This window comes from Microbacterium sp. nov. GSS16, from assembly GCF_028198145.1.
Classification (GTDB): Bacteria; Actinomycetota; Actinomycetes; order Actinomycetales; family Microbacteriaceae; genus Microbacterium.
Genome location: NZ_CP116338.1, coordinates 1,187,842 through 1,203,429 on the forward strand (window position 1 = coordinate 1,187,842; position 15,588 = coordinate 1,203,429).

The 15,588-nt window shown below is 67.5% G+C and carries 18 protein-coding genes; 13 read left to right on the forward strand and 5 right to left on the reverse strand.

Annotation, left to right across the window (positions count from 1 at the left end; all coding sequences use genetic code 11):
• The first annotated feature begins 2 nt into the window (after nt 1-2).
• Nucleotides 3-440, forward strand: a complete 438-nt coding sequence (locus PGB26_RS05440) for a putative immunity protein (protein ID WP_271639324.1) — start codon at nt 3-5, stop codon at nt 438-440.
• 136 nt (nt 441-576) lie between these two features.
• Here the strand turns inward: PGB26_RS05440 and PGB26_RS05445 are convergent, their stop codons facing one another.
• The gene (locus PGB26_RS05445; protein ID WP_271639325.1) at nt 577-906 is read right to left on the reverse strand and encodes a DUF2130 domain-containing protein; all 330 of its coding nucleotides are present in this window, start codon (nt 904-906) and stop codon (nt 577-579) included.
• Between the two features lie 180 nt (nt 907-1,086).
• On the opposite strand from PGB26_RS05445, the gene PGB26_RS05450 reads away from it, so the two are divergent.
• From PGB26_RS05450 to PGB26_RS13880, 6 genes are all read left to right on the forward strand, one after another.
• Nucleotides 1,087-1,536, forward strand: coding sequence for a hypothetical protein (locus PGB26_RS05450; RefSeq protein ID WP_271639326.1), 450 nt, complete (start codon nt 1,087-1,089; stop codon nt 1,534-1,536).
• Entirely contained in the window at nt 1,533-2,153 is a 621-nt protein-coding gene (locus tag PGB26_RS05455; RefSeq protein WP_271639327.1) for a hypothetical protein, read from the forward strand. Before PGB26_RS05450 ends, PGB26_RS05455 begins: the two co-directional genes overlap by 4 nt.
• The gene (locus PGB26_RS05460) at nt 2,138-3,349 is read left to right on the forward strand and encodes an exonuclease domain-containing protein (RefSeq protein WP_271639328.1); all 1,212 of its coding nucleotides are present in this window, start codon (nt 2,138-2,140) and stop codon (nt 3,347-3,349) included. Before PGB26_RS05455 ends, PGB26_RS05460 begins: the two co-directional genes overlap by 16 nt.
• A 34-nt stretch (nt 3,350-3,383) precedes the next feature.
• Nucleotides 3,384-4,064, forward strand: coding sequence for a hypothetical protein (locus PGB26_RS05465; RefSeq protein WP_271639329.1), 681 nt, complete (start codon nt 3,384-3,386; stop codon nt 4,062-4,064).
• A complete protein-coding gene (locus tag PGB26_RS05470; protein ID WP_271639330.1) occupies nt 4,057-5,376 on the forward strand; it encodes a hypothetical protein in 1,320 nt (439 codons plus the stop codon). Before PGB26_RS05465 ends, PGB26_RS05470 begins: the two co-directional genes overlap by 8 nt.
• A 263-nt stretch (nt 5,377-5,639) precedes the next feature.
• Nucleotides 5,640-6,104 carry a Fic family protein gene (locus PGB26_RS13880; RefSeq protein ID WP_442923016.1) on the forward strand — a complete coding sequence of 155 codons (465 nt, stop codon included), beginning with the start codon at nt 5,640-5,642 and terminating at the stop codon, nt 6,102-6,104.
• Here the strand turns inward: PGB26_RS13880 and PGB26_RS05475 are convergent.
• From PGB26_RS05475 to PGB26_RS05485, 3 genes are read right to left on the reverse strand one after another with little or no spacing between them, the layout of a single operon-like run.
• On the reverse strand, nt 5,986-6,417 hold the full coding sequence (locus PGB26_RS05475; protein WP_271639331.1) for a YdeI/OmpD-associated family protein: 432 nt from the start codon (nt 6,415-6,417) through the stop codon (nt 5,986-5,988). The genes PGB26_RS13880 and PGB26_RS05475 overlap by 119 nt on opposite strands.
• Before the next feature lie 5 nt (nt 6,418-6,422).
• On the reverse strand, nt 6,423-6,890 hold the full coding sequence (locus PGB26_RS05480; RefSeq protein ID WP_271639332.1) for an SRPBCC family protein: 468 nt from the start codon (nt 6,888-6,890) through the stop codon (nt 6,423-6,425).
• Complete coding sequence (locus PGB26_RS05485; protein WP_271639333.1) at nt 6,890-7,426, reverse strand: MarR family winged helix-turn-helix transcriptional regulator; 537 nt, start codon at nt 7,424-7,426, stop codon at nt 6,890-6,892. Before PGB26_RS05485 ends, PGB26_RS05480 begins: the two co-directional genes overlap by 1 nt.
• A 116-nt stretch (nt 7,427-7,542) precedes the next feature.
• Between PGB26_RS05485 and PGB26_RS05490 the strand changes: the two genes are divergently transcribed.
• The 5 genes from PGB26_RS05490 to pntB all read left to right on the forward strand — a co-directional run bounded on the left by PGB26_RS05490 (nt 7,543) and on the right by pntB (nt 14,153).
• On the forward strand, nt 7,543-8,319 hold the full coding sequence (locus PGB26_RS05490) for an electron transfer flavoprotein subunit beta/FixA family protein (RefSeq protein ID WP_271639334.1): 777 nt from the start codon (nt 7,543-7,545) through the stop codon (nt 8,317-8,319).
• Between the two features lies 1 nt (nt 8,320).
• A complete protein-coding gene (locus tag PGB26_RS05495; RefSeq protein ID WP_271639335.1) occupies nt 8,321-9,292 on the forward strand; it encodes an electron transfer flavoprotein subunit alpha/FixB family protein in 972 nt (323 codons plus the stop codon).
• A 2-nt stretch (nt 9,293-9,294) separates the two neighbouring features.
• Nucleotides 9,295-10,989, forward strand: coding sequence for a cytochrome b/b6 domain-containing protein (locus PGB26_RS05500; protein ID WP_271639336.1), 1,695 nt, complete (start codon nt 9,295-9,297; stop codon nt 10,987-10,989).
• Nucleotides 10,990-11,193: 204 nt separating this feature from the next.
• Nucleotides 11,194-12,747, forward strand: coding sequence for a Re/Si-specific NAD(P)(+) transhydrogenase subunit alpha (locus PGB26_RS05505; protein ID WP_271639337.1), 1,554 nt, complete (start codon nt 11,194-11,196; stop codon nt 12,745-12,747).
• Nucleotides 12,744-14,153 (forward strand): Re/Si-specific NAD(P)(+) transhydrogenase subunit beta, encoded by a 1,410-nt coding sequence (pntB, locus tag PGB26_RS05510; protein ID WP_271639338.1) that lies wholly within the window; start codon nt 12,744-12,746, stop codon nt 14,151-14,153. Before PGB26_RS05505 ends, pntB begins: the two co-directional genes overlap by 4 nt.
• 135 nt (nt 14,154-14,288) lie before the next feature.
• On the opposite strand, the gene PGB26_RS05515 is transcribed toward pntB, so the two are convergent.
• The gene (locus PGB26_RS05515; RefSeq protein WP_271639339.1) at nt 14,289-14,798 is read right to left on the reverse strand and encodes a GNAT family N-acetyltransferase; all 510 of its coding nucleotides are present in this window, start codon (nt 14,796-14,798) and stop codon (nt 14,289-14,291) included.
• A gap of 120 nt (nt 14,799-14,918) precedes the next feature.
• Between PGB26_RS05515 and PGB26_RS05520 the strand changes: the two genes are divergently transcribed.
• A complete protein-coding gene (locus PGB26_RS05520) occupies nt 14,919-15,482 on the forward strand; it encodes an acyl-CoA thioesterase (RefSeq protein ID WP_271639340.1) in 564 nt (187 codons plus the stop codon).
• The last annotated feature ends 106 nt before the right edge of the window (nt 15,483-15,588 follow it).

Here is a 15,588-nt window from a genome sequence, read left to right on the forward strand (position 1 = left end):
CCATGCACGCACTGCCTGACGACGACGACCTGACCCTCTCAGAGGGCGACCGCCGCGAGCTCGTGCAGTGGACGGTGGCCTGCGCCGAGCGGATGCTGCCGCTGTTCCTCGCCGAACGACCGAACGACAGCCGTCCCCGCGATGCCCTCGACGCCGCGCAGGCGTTCCTGCGCGGCGAACTCGGCATCGACGAGGTGCGAGAGCGCGCGTTCGCCTGCCACGCCGCAGCCCGCGAATCGAAGGATCCGAACGCCATCGCCGCCGCTCGCGTGTGCGGGCAGGCTGCGGCCGTCGCGCACATGGCCGGGCACGCCAGGCAGGTGCCCCGCTACACGGCCAAGGCGTTCCCGGGCGACCGCTCACGGCGCGACGAGGAGCTCGCCTGGCAGCGGATGCGCGTGCCCGAGCGCTTCGACCACTACGTCTACGAGGGCGACTGAGCGCACGCATCGCGCGCCGGGCGATCCTCGCGAGACTTGCTTTCCAGCACGAGACGGCGCCTCTGGAGCACTGTTTCATGCTGGAACCCAAGTCTCGCGCCAGAAGGCGGTGCGCAGGTCGGCGACTCAGCTCGCCTCAGGCCGCGTCCTCGTCCCCCTCGATCTCGACGCTCTCCAGAGCCGCGAACTTGTCCTGCATAGTGGGGATGCCCCTGGTCAGCTTCTTGACAGTGAGAGCGGTGGCTTTGTCGTTGGCGAGGCGGAGGTTGTTCTCCGATCCACGCAGCGCATCTTTGACTTTCTGGAGGCGGTCGATCGCCGCGTCGATCTCTTTGATCGCACCCTCGAACTTGCGCTGGGCCAGCTCGTAGTTGCGCCCGAACCCCGACTTGAAGTCTTCGAGCCTCGACTCGAACTCGGTGATGTCGAGGTTTTGTTGCCTCGCCTGTTCGAGCTCGGCCTTCACGATGATCGTGTCCTGGTGGGACGGAGCGGCCCCTGCTCGATAAGCTCTTCATCGAATGAGCCCTTCTCGGGTGCGTCTTTCGCCGAACCGGGGTTGGGGCGTCCACTGATTCGAATTCGCGACCTGAAGACGTTCGACTCTCAGGTTTGGACAGTGGAGAGACGCCCACAAGAAACACAGGTGGTCGCCGGTGACGTACTGGTCGGCATGGACGCCGAGTTCAGGGCGACTGCTTGGCTAGGGGCACCTGGTGTGCTCAATCAGCGGGTACTTCGAGCAGGACATCCTGTCTACGGTCGTGCACTCGTGCGCGAGGTACTCAAGCGCCCGCTCGCGCAAGTGGACAACGAGAAGTCGGCCACGACTGTCATCCATCTGAACAAGGCGGATCTCGCGAGGAAGACAGTCTGTCTACCGTTGCGCGCGGCGTTGGCTACGTTCGAAGCTTACGCCGAGCCTCTATACGGAGTTAGAGTTTTGCTCGCCGAGGAGAACCGCACCCTCTCTGCCATCCGCGATGCGCTCCTTCCCAGACTCATGTCTGGTGAACTTCGGGTCGCAGACATCGAGCACGATATCGAGTCGATGGACCTCGACTCATCCGTACCAACCGACAAGGAACCGTCATGAACACGACCGACAGCTTTCCGGATGACGCCGCGCCGGCCGCGAACGCTAGCACCGATGGACCCGAAGACCCGGCTCCGCGCAAGCGATTGTCGCCTGCGCTGATCGGCCTGTCATCCGCCTCGCTCGTCGTCGGCCTCGCCATCGGAGGTGCAATGGGATGGGGCATCACCGCAGCGCAACTGCAACCTCAATTGGATGCGTCAGAATCCACGATCGCAGATCAGGACGCAGAGTTGTTGATCGCCCAGGCCGACATCGAGCAGGCGCAGAAGCGGCGCGATGACGCTGAGGCCGAGTACAGCACCAAGCTCGAAGAGCTCGGAGCTCGCGAAGCCGACCTTTCGGAACGAGAGTCGGCCGTGAGCGCCACAGAGGCGGACATCGCCGCCAACTCGTTCGGTGGAGGAGTCCGCCTTGTCGGCACGAACACGGCCGCCGGTGTGTACTCCACCGGCGAGATCGCCTCGGGCATGTGTTATTACGTGTGGAAGACCGGCACCGGCTCTGACGCGGGGATCGTGGACAACAACATCGTCAGGTCCGGCACGGCCACGGTCACTCTCGCCGACGGCGACGTGTTCGAATCCAACGGCTGCGGCACATGGACGAAGCAATGAGCTTCGCTGTCGTCGACTTCGAGACCACAGGCATCCTGCCGTCGTACCACCATCGCGTCGTCGAGATCGGCGTGACCCATGTCGAAGACGACGGCACGATCTCGTATCGCTGGGAGACGCTGATCAACCCCGAGCGAGATCTCGGACCGCAGAGCATCCACGGCATCCGTGCCGCCGATATTCTCGACGCTCCGGTGTTCAGCGACGTCGCCGCCGAGTTCGCCGAGCTGCTTGATGGGCGCGTGTTCGCGGCGCACAACGCGAGCTTCGACTTGCGCTTCCTGCAGGCCGAGTTCGAGCGCGCCGGTTACTGGCTCGACGGGGGCACGCCCAGCGTCTGCACGATGGCACTAGGGGCGAACTTCGGCCTCGGGGCATCCGCATCTCTTGCGTATGCGTGCAGCATCTACCGCATCGCGCACGGACTGGCGCACTCCGCCGGCGCCGACTCGCATGCTGCGGCGCAACTGCTCTCCGCGTACCGCACGACGAGTGCGACGTGGCCCGGGTGGGACGACTATTGGGCCGCGACCGCGCACGCCGGCCGTTCATACGCCTACCCGAAGGGTTCACGCACTGGGTTCGCGCTCAAGCGCCGCCCCGATGGTGTCTCCGTGCAGCAGAGCTTCCTTGAACGAATCTCGACCGATGCTGTCCGTGAGTCGGTCGACGGGGCCGAAGCCCAGTACCTCGCGCTGCTCGATCGCTGCCTCCTTGACGGCCATATCTCGGCGCACGAAGGCGCCCAGCTGGCTGAAGTAGCGAACGAGCTCGCGCTGACGCGTGTGCGCATCGACGAGTTGCACGCGGCGTACTATCGCTCCCTCGACGAACGGGCATGGGCGGACGGCATCCTCACCGACCAGGAGCGGGCAGAATTGGCCGCTGTGGCGTCGCTGCTCCAGGTGGATGCCGCGTCGCTCGAGAGCACGCCCAATGACACGACGGTCCACGAGCGGTTCGCCCTCGAAATCGGTGACATGATCGTCCTGACAGGGGAGATGACCCGCGATCGTTCGGGCTGGGAGGCTGAGCTGCGCGAACGCGGGTATACGCCGCACCCTTCGGTGACGAAGAAGGTGAAGCTCGTCGTCGCCGCCGACCCCGATTCGCTGTCGGGCAAGGCGAAGAAGGCGCGCGACTACGGCATCCCCATCGTCAACGAAGACGGACTGCGCGCGCTGCTCGACGCATGACGGTTGAGCAAACCTGGAGAACGGAACCATAACCATGGCAAGTGCCACCCCCATCACGCGATTCTTCGCCTTTCGCGTCCGGCTATGGCCACTGCTGTTGGCGGCGGTTCTGATCGCGGGAGGTCTCGTCGGCGCATTCACGAGCGGAGCACTGAACGCTCTCGCACTGCCGACCCTTTTCGGCGGCAACGCCGTCAGAGAGAGCAGCGAAGTCGTGCGATTCGTGGTGCCGGAGCAGCAAGTGGTGCTCGCGAGCGTCCACATCGAAGGATTCGAAAAGGAAGGTACCGACGGCAATATCCTCGGCGTACCCGTTCCGGCGAGCGGCCGGAATACGTACATCGCTTATAAGTTCAACGCGAAAGTGGGCTTCGAAGGGTCCGACGTGAAGATCGACCGGATCGAGGGCAAAGAGAACACCTACCGCGTTTCGATCCCTCAATTCATCGTCATCGGCAACAACAAGATCAAGTTCGAGGCCCCGATCGAAAGCAACGAGGTGCTGGGCTGGCTCGCGGATAAGGCGAACCAGACCGAGATGACCAACCGGATCCTCAGCGAGCGAAACGCTGCGAAATACATCGAGAACAGCAAAGATGTTCTGACGGCTCAGGCCAGATTGTTCTATACGTCCATCATTCGAAGCGTCTCGCCGGACGCTGAGATCGAGTTCGTTTTCGCGGATGGGATCGAATCAGGAGACAAGAATGACTGACGGAGTTTCGACCGACGACCTCGGCGATGAGATCGAGTTCATCAGCGACGGCGAGGGCTTGGTGGTCATCGGTGAACCTGCCGCCGTGGATCGCTTCGCAGCATCCGCGGGCGTGCCCTCGCGGGTGCTGGACCTGGAGCGTCTCTCCTCGGCGGTCTCCCCGAATGCGGTCGCGAAGACAGGCTCGATGATGCAGACGGCATCCGAGGTCTCAGCGAACGCCGGACGCTGGATGAAGCTCACCGAGGAATCTGCCCGTGCGGCGCAGGCCGCGAACCTCGTGCAGCGATCAGGCGGCAAGTTCGTGCAGGCCACGACGCGGGGCGCGAACGGTCAGTTCGCCAGGAACCTTCAATTCGTGTCCGGTCCCGGTGGGCTCGGTAAGGCAGGAGCGCTACTCACCAACCCCGCGATTCTCGCCGGCGTCGGCGGCATCATGGCGCAGTATGCCATGCAGCAGACCATGGAAGAGATCACCGACTATCTCGCGAAGATCGATGCGAAGGTCGACGACATCCTCCGGGCCCAAAAGGACGCCGTACTCGCCGACATGATCGGCGTCGAGTTGATGCTCGACGAAGTCATGGTGGTGCGTGCGCAGGTGGGTCGCGTCTCCGAAGTGAGCTGGTCCAAGGTGCAGGGATCGGCCGCGACCATCGCCCGCACCCAGGCATATGCCTTACAGCAGCTTGACGGTCTCGCCGAGAGGGTGGAGCGCGAGGCGAAGATCAGCGACCTCGCCGGCCTGTCGAGGCAGGCGCAGCAGACCGTCAACGAGTGGCTCGCTGTGCTCGCCCGGTGCTTCCAGCTTCAGGAGGGCATGGGTGTGTTGGAGCTCGACCGCGTTTTGGACAGTTCGCCCGACGACCTGGATAAGCATCGCCTCGCCCTGCAGACGGCTCGCGAGCGCCGGCGCGAGCTCATCGCCACGACAACGTCACAACTCGTCGCGCGAATGGATGCAGCAGCCAGTCGCGCCAACGCCAAAGTGCTGCTGAACCCCATGTCGTCGCGCGTGGTCGTCACCGCGAGCAACGAGGTCGCCGCGGGAGTCAGCGAACTCAACGCGACCCTCGGCATCGCCCAGAAGCGAGAAGCCGTTGAAGCTCGCCGCTGGTCTTCCGCGGCCGCCGACGTGCGAGACGACGTCGTCGGGGCGAGTAAGGACGGCCTACAGGCGGCAGGTCGGTTCGGGTCCGAGACGCTCGAGAATGCGCGTCTGTCGAGCGGACGCTTCGCGGAGAAGCTCGCGCACCGCCTCCAGCGCACGGGCGGGACACCTGAGACGGGCGACGACAAGACGGAGTCGTGATGCGTCCATCTCCGCAAACTTATAAAATTTGGGCTCTAAAGCTTTAAGTTTTCTGCCCTTCTATAAGACCGGGACAGACCCACATGCGATCGACGGACTTCATCAGCACCCGGTTCGGCTCATTGGTGACCAAACCGCTCGCGGCATGGCCCCACGAGTACTTCCTGCCGTCCGCGATCCCCCGTCAACTCGTGCTGGAACCCGAAACGGTCGCCGCAGTCTCTCGCGCCGACCTCGCACTCGGAAAGCTCGCGGGGCTCGCAATGCTCATCGATGACCCGGCTCTGCTGCTCGGACCGGCCCTCGCCCAAGGGGCGCTCGCCAGTTCGCGGATCGAGGGCACTGAGGCATCGCTCAGTGAAGTTCTCTCAGCGGAGAACGCTGATGTGCCCATCGAGAACGAGAACCTGCGTGAGGTCGCCAACTACCTGCGCGCTATCGAGGAGGGGGCCGAACTCATCAAGACGTGGCCGCTGACCCTGAGGTTCTTCTGCGCGCTGCATCAGACACTGCTCACGGACGTTCGCGGTGAGGAGAAGTCGCCCGGCGAGCTGCGGCGGTCCCCAGTCTGGATCGGATCACCGAACGCCCGACCCGAAACCGCACGGTTCATTCCGCCGCACCACGAAGACCTCGGCGCGTTGCTCGCCGACTGGGAGTGCGTCGGCGATCGAACGGGCGATCTCCTTTTCGGCGCGAGTACGACAGCCCGTCGACGGCGCGGGTGACCGGGTCGGCCTGCAGGGCCGCGGCGAGCACCTCGGGCACGTCGACGGTGCGCTCACCGGCATCCGGGCCGATGATCACGTCGAACTCGTCGCCGAGGTCGACGCCCATCTCGGCGCGCACCGCCTTGCTGAACCCGATGAGGTTCTTGCCGCCCATGCGGGCGAGGCGCAGTCGGGCCGATCGATCGCCGATCGTCACCACGACCGAAAACGCCTTGGCATCGCTCAACGCCGCCACCTGCTCGTCGTCGAGCACGATGGCTCTGGCCGGGCCCATCGGCTCGAGAACGGTGTGCAGCGTCAGCTCGCTCATGCCGGTCATCCTAGGGAAGGTGCGGCTCCTGCGAAATGGGCGCTGATCGCGTCGTTGCGCTCGGTCATCACCCGGATCAGGTGCCGCCGCATGGCCACGGCATCCACGACTCGCCCCAGCGGGCCGAGCGGAGAGCGGAAGTCGATCGTGTCGCGCATGAGAGTGGCGCCGTCGAGAGGCACGAACTCGTGCGTGTGCACGAATGACCCGAACGGTCCGCGCACCTGACGGTCGCGGAAGCGTCGAGGGCGCTCGACGTCGAAGACGAGCGAGGTCATCCGGAACCGCAGACCGAAGTGCCGGGCGCTCCAGGTGACCTGCTCGCCCTCCGCGAGTCGGCCCGAGGTGCGACCGGATGCCACGCGCTCGCCGTGTGAGCGCTGCGACATGAGATGCAGTCCGACGTCGAGCGAGACGTCGAAGACGTCCCCCGGCGGGGCGGGGATCACGCGCTCGAGAGTGAAGGACGGCATCAGAGCGGGTCGGGGAGCGGGCGGGGGTCCGTGAAGTCGCCGGCGTTCTTGCGCAGACGCGCGACGATGCCGACCAGCGACGTCGCATCGTCGGCGTCGAGCCCGGGGGAGGAGAATACCTCGGTGTTCAAGGCGGCGGTGGCCCGCTCGACGAGGTCTCGGCCCGAGTCGGTCAGAGTCAGCAATGCGGCGCGGCCGTCGTGCGGGTGCGGGTCGCGGCGCACCAGGCCATCGCGCACCAGCCGCTCGGCCGTGCTCGTGACGCTGGTGGCGTGCACCTGCAGGCGGGCGACGACGCTCGAAAGAGGCAGCGTGCCCGTGCGGCTGAACGCGAGCAGACGCAGCACCTCGTAGCGGGCGAACGTCACCTCGAAGGGCTTGAGAGCGGCATCCACCCGGGCCAGCAGAAGCTGCTGCGCCCGCATGACCGAGGTCACCACGGCCATGCCCTCCGCCGCATCGGTCCAGCCATGTGCAAGCCATTGCCGCTTCGCCTCGGCGAGAGGGTCGATGGGAAGCGGACGGGGACGAGCCATGGGTCAACGGTATCGGCAAGCCGACCCGCCTGCGTGCGACACTCAGTATCATTGGTAGTGACACCTGATTCCAAATGATCACGCGGGTAGGATCGAACCTGCGTGAGGGAGGTTCGATGAAGATCTACGTCCTGGTGAAGGAAGTGCCCGACACCTACGGAGACCGCAAGCTCGATCTCGAGACCGGTCTGGCTGATCGATCGGCGGGTGATGTCGTGCTCGATGAGATCACCGAGCGCGCGCTCGAGGTGGCGCTGTCGTACGCCGACAAGAACCCGGGAACCGAGGTGGTGAGCCTGTCGATGGCTCCCGAATCCGCTACGGCATCCGTCCGCCGGTCGCTGGCCATCGGCGCCGCCTCCGCCGTCCACGTCGTCGACGAAGAGCTGCGCGGCGCCGACCTCACTCTCACCGCAGAGGTGCTCGCGGCCGCGATCCGCCGCGGCGAGCCCGACCTGGTCATCACCGGCAACCTGTCGACCGACGGAGTCGGCGGCGTCATCCCCGCGATGCTCGCCGAGCACCTCGGCTGGGCGCAGGCGACCGCACTCAGCGCGGTAGAGATCGGCGACGGGCAGCTGACCGGCACCCGCGCCGGCGACGCGGGCACACAAGATGTGACGGTGCCGCTGCCGGCGGTCATCTCCATCACCGAGGCGCTTCCGGATGCCCGATTCCCCAACTTCAAGGGCATCATGGCCGCGAAGAAGAAGCCCCTCGAGGTGCTCTCGCTGGCGGACCTCGGCGTCTCGGCCGACCCGGCCGTCGCTCCCCGCACGATCATGACGAGCGTCGCGGAGAAGCCGGCGCGAGCCGCCGGAGTCAAGATCACCGACGAGGGCGACGCCGCAGCGCAGCTCGTCGAGTTCCTCGCGCAGAACAGGCTGGTGTGACATGGCGTACCCCGAGAAGTCGATCCTCGTTCTCGTCGACGTCGACCCGTCCGGCGATGCCGCCAGCAGCACGGCGGCGCTGATCGGCGCCGCCTCGGCGATAGGAGCGCCGGTGGCGCTGATCGTCGGGGGCGGCCAGGCGGCCACCGACGCGGCGGCTCAGGCCGGCGCACAGGTCGTGCTCACTGCTGCCGGCGATGCCTCGTCGCTCACCGTGCCCGCCGTCGACGCTCTGCAGGCGGCCTACCGTCAGGTGCAGCCGGACGCTGTGCTCATCTCCAATTCGATCGCCGGTCGCGACGTCGCAGGCCGCTTCGCCGTGCGCGAGAAGCTCGCTCTCTCGGTCGACGTGGTCGGCGTCTCCCGCGACGACGAGGGTGTGATCGCGCAGCACTCCGTGTACGGCGGCTCGTACCTCACCGAGTCGGCGCCCACCTTCGGCGTGCCCGTGATCACTGTGCGGCAGGGAGCGGTCGACGCACGCGCCGAGGCCGTCGCCTCGCCCGTGGTCGAAGAGCTGGCGGTCACGCCGTCCGGCGCCGCGACCGCCGCCGCCGGCGAGATCGCCGCCGAGGAGAAGACGTCGTCGCGCCCCGAGCTGCGCGGTGCCACCCGGGTCGTCTCGGGCGGGCGCGGCCTGGGCTCGAAGGAGAAGTTCGTTCTCGTCGAGCAGCTCGCCGACGCGCTCGGTGCCGCCGTCGGCGCGTCGCGCGCGGCGGTGGATGCCGGGTACATCCCGTACGCGCACCAGGTCGGTCAGACCGGTGTCTCGGTGTCGCCCCAGCTGTACGTCGCCCTCGGCATCTCGGGCGCGATCCAGCACCGTGCGGGCATGCAGACCGCGAAGACCATCGTGGCGATCAACAAGGACGGCGACGCTCCGATCTTCGACGTCGCCGACTTCGGCATCGTCGGTGACGTCTTCACCGTGGTGCCCCAGCTGATCGAGGCGCTCGAAGCCCGGAAGAAGTGACCATGGCCGGATCGATCCGCCGCGGACTCCCGCGAGTGAAGGGCGGCGAGCCGTGGCCTCCCGCGACCGAGGTCCAGGTCCCCGAGCTCCCCACCTCGCCGACGACAGCGCGAGACCTCGCCGAGAGCACGGCACCTTCGCGTGAACAGCCCGTGCCGTCGTCGACGTCCGGTGCTCTCGACGAGCGGCTCTCGGATGCCCCTGCGCCGACCGGCGTGAGCCTGCGGCGCGGACTTCCGCGCGTGCCGGGCGGGGAGCCCTGGCCCCCCGGGGAGGCCACAGTCGTGGCATCCGTCGCCGCTGCCACCACCGAGCCCGTGGCCGGCGCGTCCAGTGAACGGGATCTCGCCGAGAACACGGGTCCTTCACGCGAACAGGCCGTGCCGTCGGCGACATCCCGTGCTGTCGACGCAGAGGCGAGCCCGGCGATTGCGCACGCAGCGGCAGGGGCGGATGCCGGAGTCGCGGTGCGACGCGGGCTTCCGCGCGTCGCAGGAGGGGAGCCGTGGCCTCCGGCCGGCACCGTGCCCGTGACCGCACACGTCGGCGCAGCGGCGGCGACCCAGGAGGCTGCGACCCACGAGGAGACGACTGCCGCGACCGTCGCGAGAGAGTCCGCTCCGGTGACAGAGATCGCCGCGTCCATCGACGCTCCGGCCGGCCAGGAAGTCGTCGCCTCGGCGTCCAGGCCCGTCGTCTCGACCCCGCTGCCGTATCCGCGCACGGTGTGGCAAGGTCGCGCTCCGCGGCACGCGGCCGCTCCGCTGCCCGAGCCCTCGCCTCTGCGGCCGGGATGGCCGCGGGCCATCGGAGGGCTGCTGGGACTGGCGTCCCTCGGCCTGGTGGCGGTCGCGGCGGTCTTCCTCGTCCGCGCATTCCTCAGCCTCCCGCTGATGCAGGACTTCCTGGCGGCCTACCCGGGCGAGTACCACCCGGCCGTCGACGTCGAGCCGGGGTTCGCGCCGTGGGCGAACTGGGCGCACTTCTTCAACATGTTCCTCATGGTGCTGATCATCCGCTCGGGCCTGCGCGTGCGCAGCGAGAAGCGGCCGACGGTGTTCTGGACGCCGCGACGCAACGCCAAGGGCAAGATCAGCCTCACACTCTGGTTCCACCAGGCACTCGACCTGCTGTGGATCATCAACGGCGTCGTCTTCGTCGCGCTGCTGTTCACCACCGGCCACTGGGCGCGCATCGTGCCGACGAGCTGGGAGGTCTTCCCGAACGCGCTGTCGGCGGGGCTGCAGTACCTCTCGTTCGACTGGCCGACCGACAACGGCTGGGTGAACTACAACAGCCTGCAGCAGCTTGCCTATTTCGTCACGGTGTTCGTCGCCGCTCCGCTCGCGATCGTCACCGGGTTCCGGATGTCGGGGCTGTGGCCGAAGAAGGCCGAGGGGCTGTCGAAGGCGTACCCGGTCGAGTGGGCGCGTGCGCTGCACTTCCCGGTGATGCTGTACTTCGTCGCGTTCATCATCGTGCACGTCGCGCTCGTGTTCCTCACCGGGGCGCTGCGCAACCTCAACCACATGTTCGCCGCTCAGGGATCGGTCGAGGGCGCCGCGTATGCCGCGAACTGGACGGGATTCTGGGTGTTCGTGCTCGCGATGGCCGTGATCGCCGGTGGCTGGTTCGCCGCGCGTCCGCTGGTGCTCGCTCCGATCGCGAAGCTGTTCGGGCAGGTGTCCGGCCGCTGAGCCAGCCTCTTCACCACCCCTGCCGTCTTCGCCCCCTCTGAATCGCGCGATTCAGAGGGGGCGATAGCGTTCGGAGGGCGCTGATTTCGCTGGAAGGTAAGAAGGCGTGTTCTTGAGGCGTCATCTGAACCGGATGCCGTCGTATCCTTGCGCCCGCTCAGTAGTCTGAGCCCACCGGCGAAGACGCCAGTGGGAGGGAACGCGATGACGCGGATAGGAATCGTGCGGGAAGGGCCGGAGGAGGCGCGCGTCGCCGCGACCCCGGACACCGCACACAGGCTCAGCACGCTCGGCTACGAGGTGGTCGTCGAGATCGGGGCGGGGGAGCGCTCGGCGTACCCGGATGCCGCGTACGCGGCATCCGGCGCCCGCCTGGTCTCTCAGGCGGAGGCGTGGGCGAGCCCGGTCGTGCTCAAGGTGAACCCGCCCACGGATGCCGAGATCGCCCGCCTCGCTGACAACGCCACCCTCATCGGGCTGGTCTCTCCGGCACTGCGCCCGGAGCTGGTGCAGAAGCTCGCGCAGCGGGGGATCACGGCGATCGCGCTCGACGCGGTGCCGCGCATCTCACGGGCGCAGTCGATGGACGTGCTCAGCTCGATGGCGAACATCGCCGGGTACCGCGCGGTCGTCGAGGCGGCGAACGAGTTCGGGCGCTTCTTCACCGGTCAGGTGACGGCCGCCGGCAAGGTGCCCCCGGCGAAGGTGCTCGTCGCGGGAGCCGGTGTGGCCGGGCTCGCGGCGATCGGGGCGGCGTCGAGTCTGGGCGCGATCGTGCGCGCCACCGATCCGCGCCCCGAGGTGGCCGACCAGGTCTCATCGATCGGCGGCACCTACCTGCCCGTCGACGTGGAGGTCGAGAAGTCCTCCGACGGGTACGCCAAAGCCACCAGCGCGGACTACGACCGCCGCGCCGCGGAGATCTACACCGAGCAGGCTGCCGACGTCGACGTCATCATCACGACCGCGCTGATACCCGGACGCGCCGCCCCTCGGCTGATCACCGCCTCCGACGTCGCACAGATGAAGCCGGGCAGCGTGATCGTCGACATGGCGGCCGCCCAGGGCGGAAACGTCGAGGGGTCGGTGGCCGGGCAGCGCGTCGTCACCGATAACGGCGTGATCATCCTCGGGTATACCGACCTGGCCTCGCGCCTGGCGACCCAGGCATCCCAGCTCTACGGCACGAACGTCGCCAACCTCGTCGCCCTGCTCACCCCGAACGACGACGGGGCGATCACGATCGACTTCGACGACATCGTGCAGCGCTCGGTCACCGTCGTGCGCGACGGTGAGATCACCTGGCCGCCACCGCCCGTGCAGGTCGCCGCCGCGCCCCAGGCATCCGCTCCGGAGACTGCATCCGCGTCGATACCCGAGAAGAAGCCGATGTCGGCCGGCAAGAGGGCCGGTCTGATCGTCGCGGGCATCGCCGCGCTGTTCCTCGTGAACGCGTTCGCGCCCGCCCCGCTGCCGCAGCACTTCACTGTGCTGATGCTCTCGGTCGTGATCGGCTTGTACGTGATCGGCAAGGTGCACCATGCGCTGCACACGCCGCTCATGTCGGTGACGAACGCCATCTCCGGCGTGATCATCGTCGGCGCGATGCTGCAGATCACCGACGCGAACCCCGTGGTGCAGGTGATCGCCGCCGTCGCCGTGCTCGTGGCCAGCATCAACATCTTCGGCGGCTTCGCGGTGACCCGACGGATGCTCGGCATGTTCACCCTCGGGCCGGCGAGGGGAGCCGACAAGTGAGCGTCGACGCCCTCGCGGCCGCGGCGTACATCGTCGCGGCCCTGCTCTTCATCCTCAGCCTGGCCGGTCTCAGCCGGCACGAGTCGGCCCGGGCGGGAGTGATCTACGGGATCACAGGGATGGTGATCGCGCTGGGGGCGACTCTGACGCTCACCATCGCGGACGCCTGGGGGACGGCCGGTGCGACGCTCGGCCTGAGCCTGTTCGGCGCCGGCGTGCTGATCGGCGCCGCGATCGGACTCTGGCGGGCACGGGTCGTGCAGATGACGCAGATGCCCGAGCTGATCGCCCTGCTGCACAGCTTCGTCGGTCTCGCCGCCGTGCTGGTCGGCTGGAACGGGCACCTGGCCCACGCGCCCATTCCGGCTGAGCTGGTCGGCATCCACAACGCCGAGGTCTTCATCGGCATCTTCATCGGCGGCGTCACCTTCACCGGCTCGATCGTCGCCTACCTGAAACTGTCGGCGAAGATGTCGTCGCGTCCGCTGATGCTGCCCGGCAAGAACGTGCTCAATGTCAGCGCGCTCGCCGCGTTCGTCGCGCTGACCGTCTGGTTCGTCGTGGATCAGCAGCTGTGGCTGCTCATCGCGGTGACAACGCTGGCCTTCGCGCTGGGGTGGCACCTCGTGGCATCCATCGGCGGCGGCGACATGCCCGTCGTCGTGTCGATGCTCAACAGCTACTCCGGATGGGCGGCGGCCGCCGCCGGCTTCCTGCTCAACAACGACCTGCTGATCGTCACCGGCGCGCTCGTAGGCTCGTCCGGTGCGTACCTGTCGTACATCATGTGCAGGGCGATGAACCGGTCGTTCCTGTCGGTGATCGCCGGCGGCTTCGGCATCACGGCAGCCGCGTCTTCGGACGGCGAGCATGGCGAGCATGGCGAGCATCGCGAGGTCAGTGCGGAGGGGGCCGCGGCCATGCTGTCCCAGGCGCAGACGGTGATCATCACACCCGGCTACGGCATGGCCGTCGCGCAGGCGCAGTATCCCGTCGCAGACCTCGTCACGCGGCTGCGCGATCGCGGCGTGGAGGTGCGCTTCGGCATCCATCCCGTCGCCGGGCGTCTGCCCGGGCACATGAACGTGCTGCTCGCCGAGGCGAAGGTGCCGTACGACATCGTGCTCGGCATGGACGAGATCAACGACGACTTCGCGTCGACCTCCGTCGTTCTCGTGATCGGCGCGAACGACACGGTCAACCCCGCCGCCGCCGAGGACCCCGGCAGTCCCATCGCCGGGATGCCCGTGCTGCGCGTCTGGGAGGCCGAGAACGTCATCGTCTTCAAGCGCTCGATGGCCGCCGGCTATGCGGGCGTGCAGAACCCGCTGTTCTTCCGCGACAACGCGCAGATGCTGTTCGGCGATGCGAAGGAGCGGGTGGAGGACATCATCCGCGCGCTCTGACCCGGCATCCGGAGGCCCCGGCCGGATGCTCCAACGCCGACAGCCCGTGAGAAGCGCCGACACCCCGTGCCCTGGACGTGCACGGCACGGGGTGTCGGCGATACGGCGGGTGTCGGCGACCCCGCGGGCGCCGCGTCAGGCGCGCACGAACCGGACCTCGGTGAGCGTCTCGCCCAGGAACGGCTCGGTGTGGCTCTCGTCGTCGAGGGTGAACCCGTTGCGCTGGTAGAACCGGTGCGCGCGGGGGTTGTCTTCGGCCACCCACAGGTAGCACGGCTCGTTCTCGTAGACGGCGGCATCGAACAGCTTCTGGCCGATGCCCGTGCCGTGGTGCTCGTCGAGCAGGTAGATGAAGTACAGCTCGCGCAGCGCCGGGGCGTCCTTGTCGCGGGCCGGACCCGAGCCGACGAAGCCGACGATCTCGCCATCGACCAGAGCCGCGCTCATGCGGAAGTCGTCGCCCTGGCGAGCCCAGTTCGTCCACAGCTCGGCCATGCGGCGAGGGGAGATGCGCTCGAGGGCGGCCTTGCTGATCAGGTGGTCGTAGGTCTCGTGCCAGCACTGCGCGTGGACGCGACCCAGGGCCTCCGCATCGACATCGCGGACGGGTCGGACGATGATCTCGGTATGGGCTTCGGTGCTCATGTGCGTGACTCTACGCGCCGCCGTCGCGGAGGTGAAATCGGCGACCGACACATGCGCCGCCCTGTGGTGTTCAGCCAATGAAGTTGGGCGAACCATCGTGGATCACTACTATCGCCCCTTGTGAACGTGATCTGGCGCACCGTCCTCGTCATCCTCCAGGCGCGGCGGCGCACGCGGCGAGGCGGCGCCCTCGAGCCCTCGGCGGTCAGCCGCATCCGGCTCACCACGCTGCCCACCGATATCGACATCCTGCGGCACATGAACAACGGCCGCTATCTGTCGCTGTTCGACCTGGGGCGCTGGGATCTGCTGATCCGCACCGGCCTGTTCGACGCGATGAAGTCGCGCGGCTGGTACGCGGTCGTCTCGAGCGAGACGGTCACCTTCCGCAAGTCGCTGCAGCTGTGGCAGCGCTTCGACGTCGAGTCGCGCTTCGTCGGTCACGACGACAAGGCGGTCTTCCTCGAGCACCGCGCCGTCGTCGACGGCGAGGTGTACGCGCGGGTGATCGTGAGATCGCGGATGCTGCGCCGCGGCGGCGGCACCACCGTCAGCAACGAGGAGCTGTTCGCCGCCGTAGGCAAGCCCGCCGGCCTGCCCGAGGTCGAGCCGTGGATCCACGACTGGGCGTCGGCGTCGGCGCTGCCCTCGACGAGGAAGCCCGCGCCCAGCGTCTGGCGGTGACGCGGCGGATCGAGCGAATTCGAGCGCGGATGCTGGCGGCATCCAGCATCCGGATGCAAAAATGGATGCGGCGTGCCTGTGTCGCATCTTCCCCGTGCTCCCACCG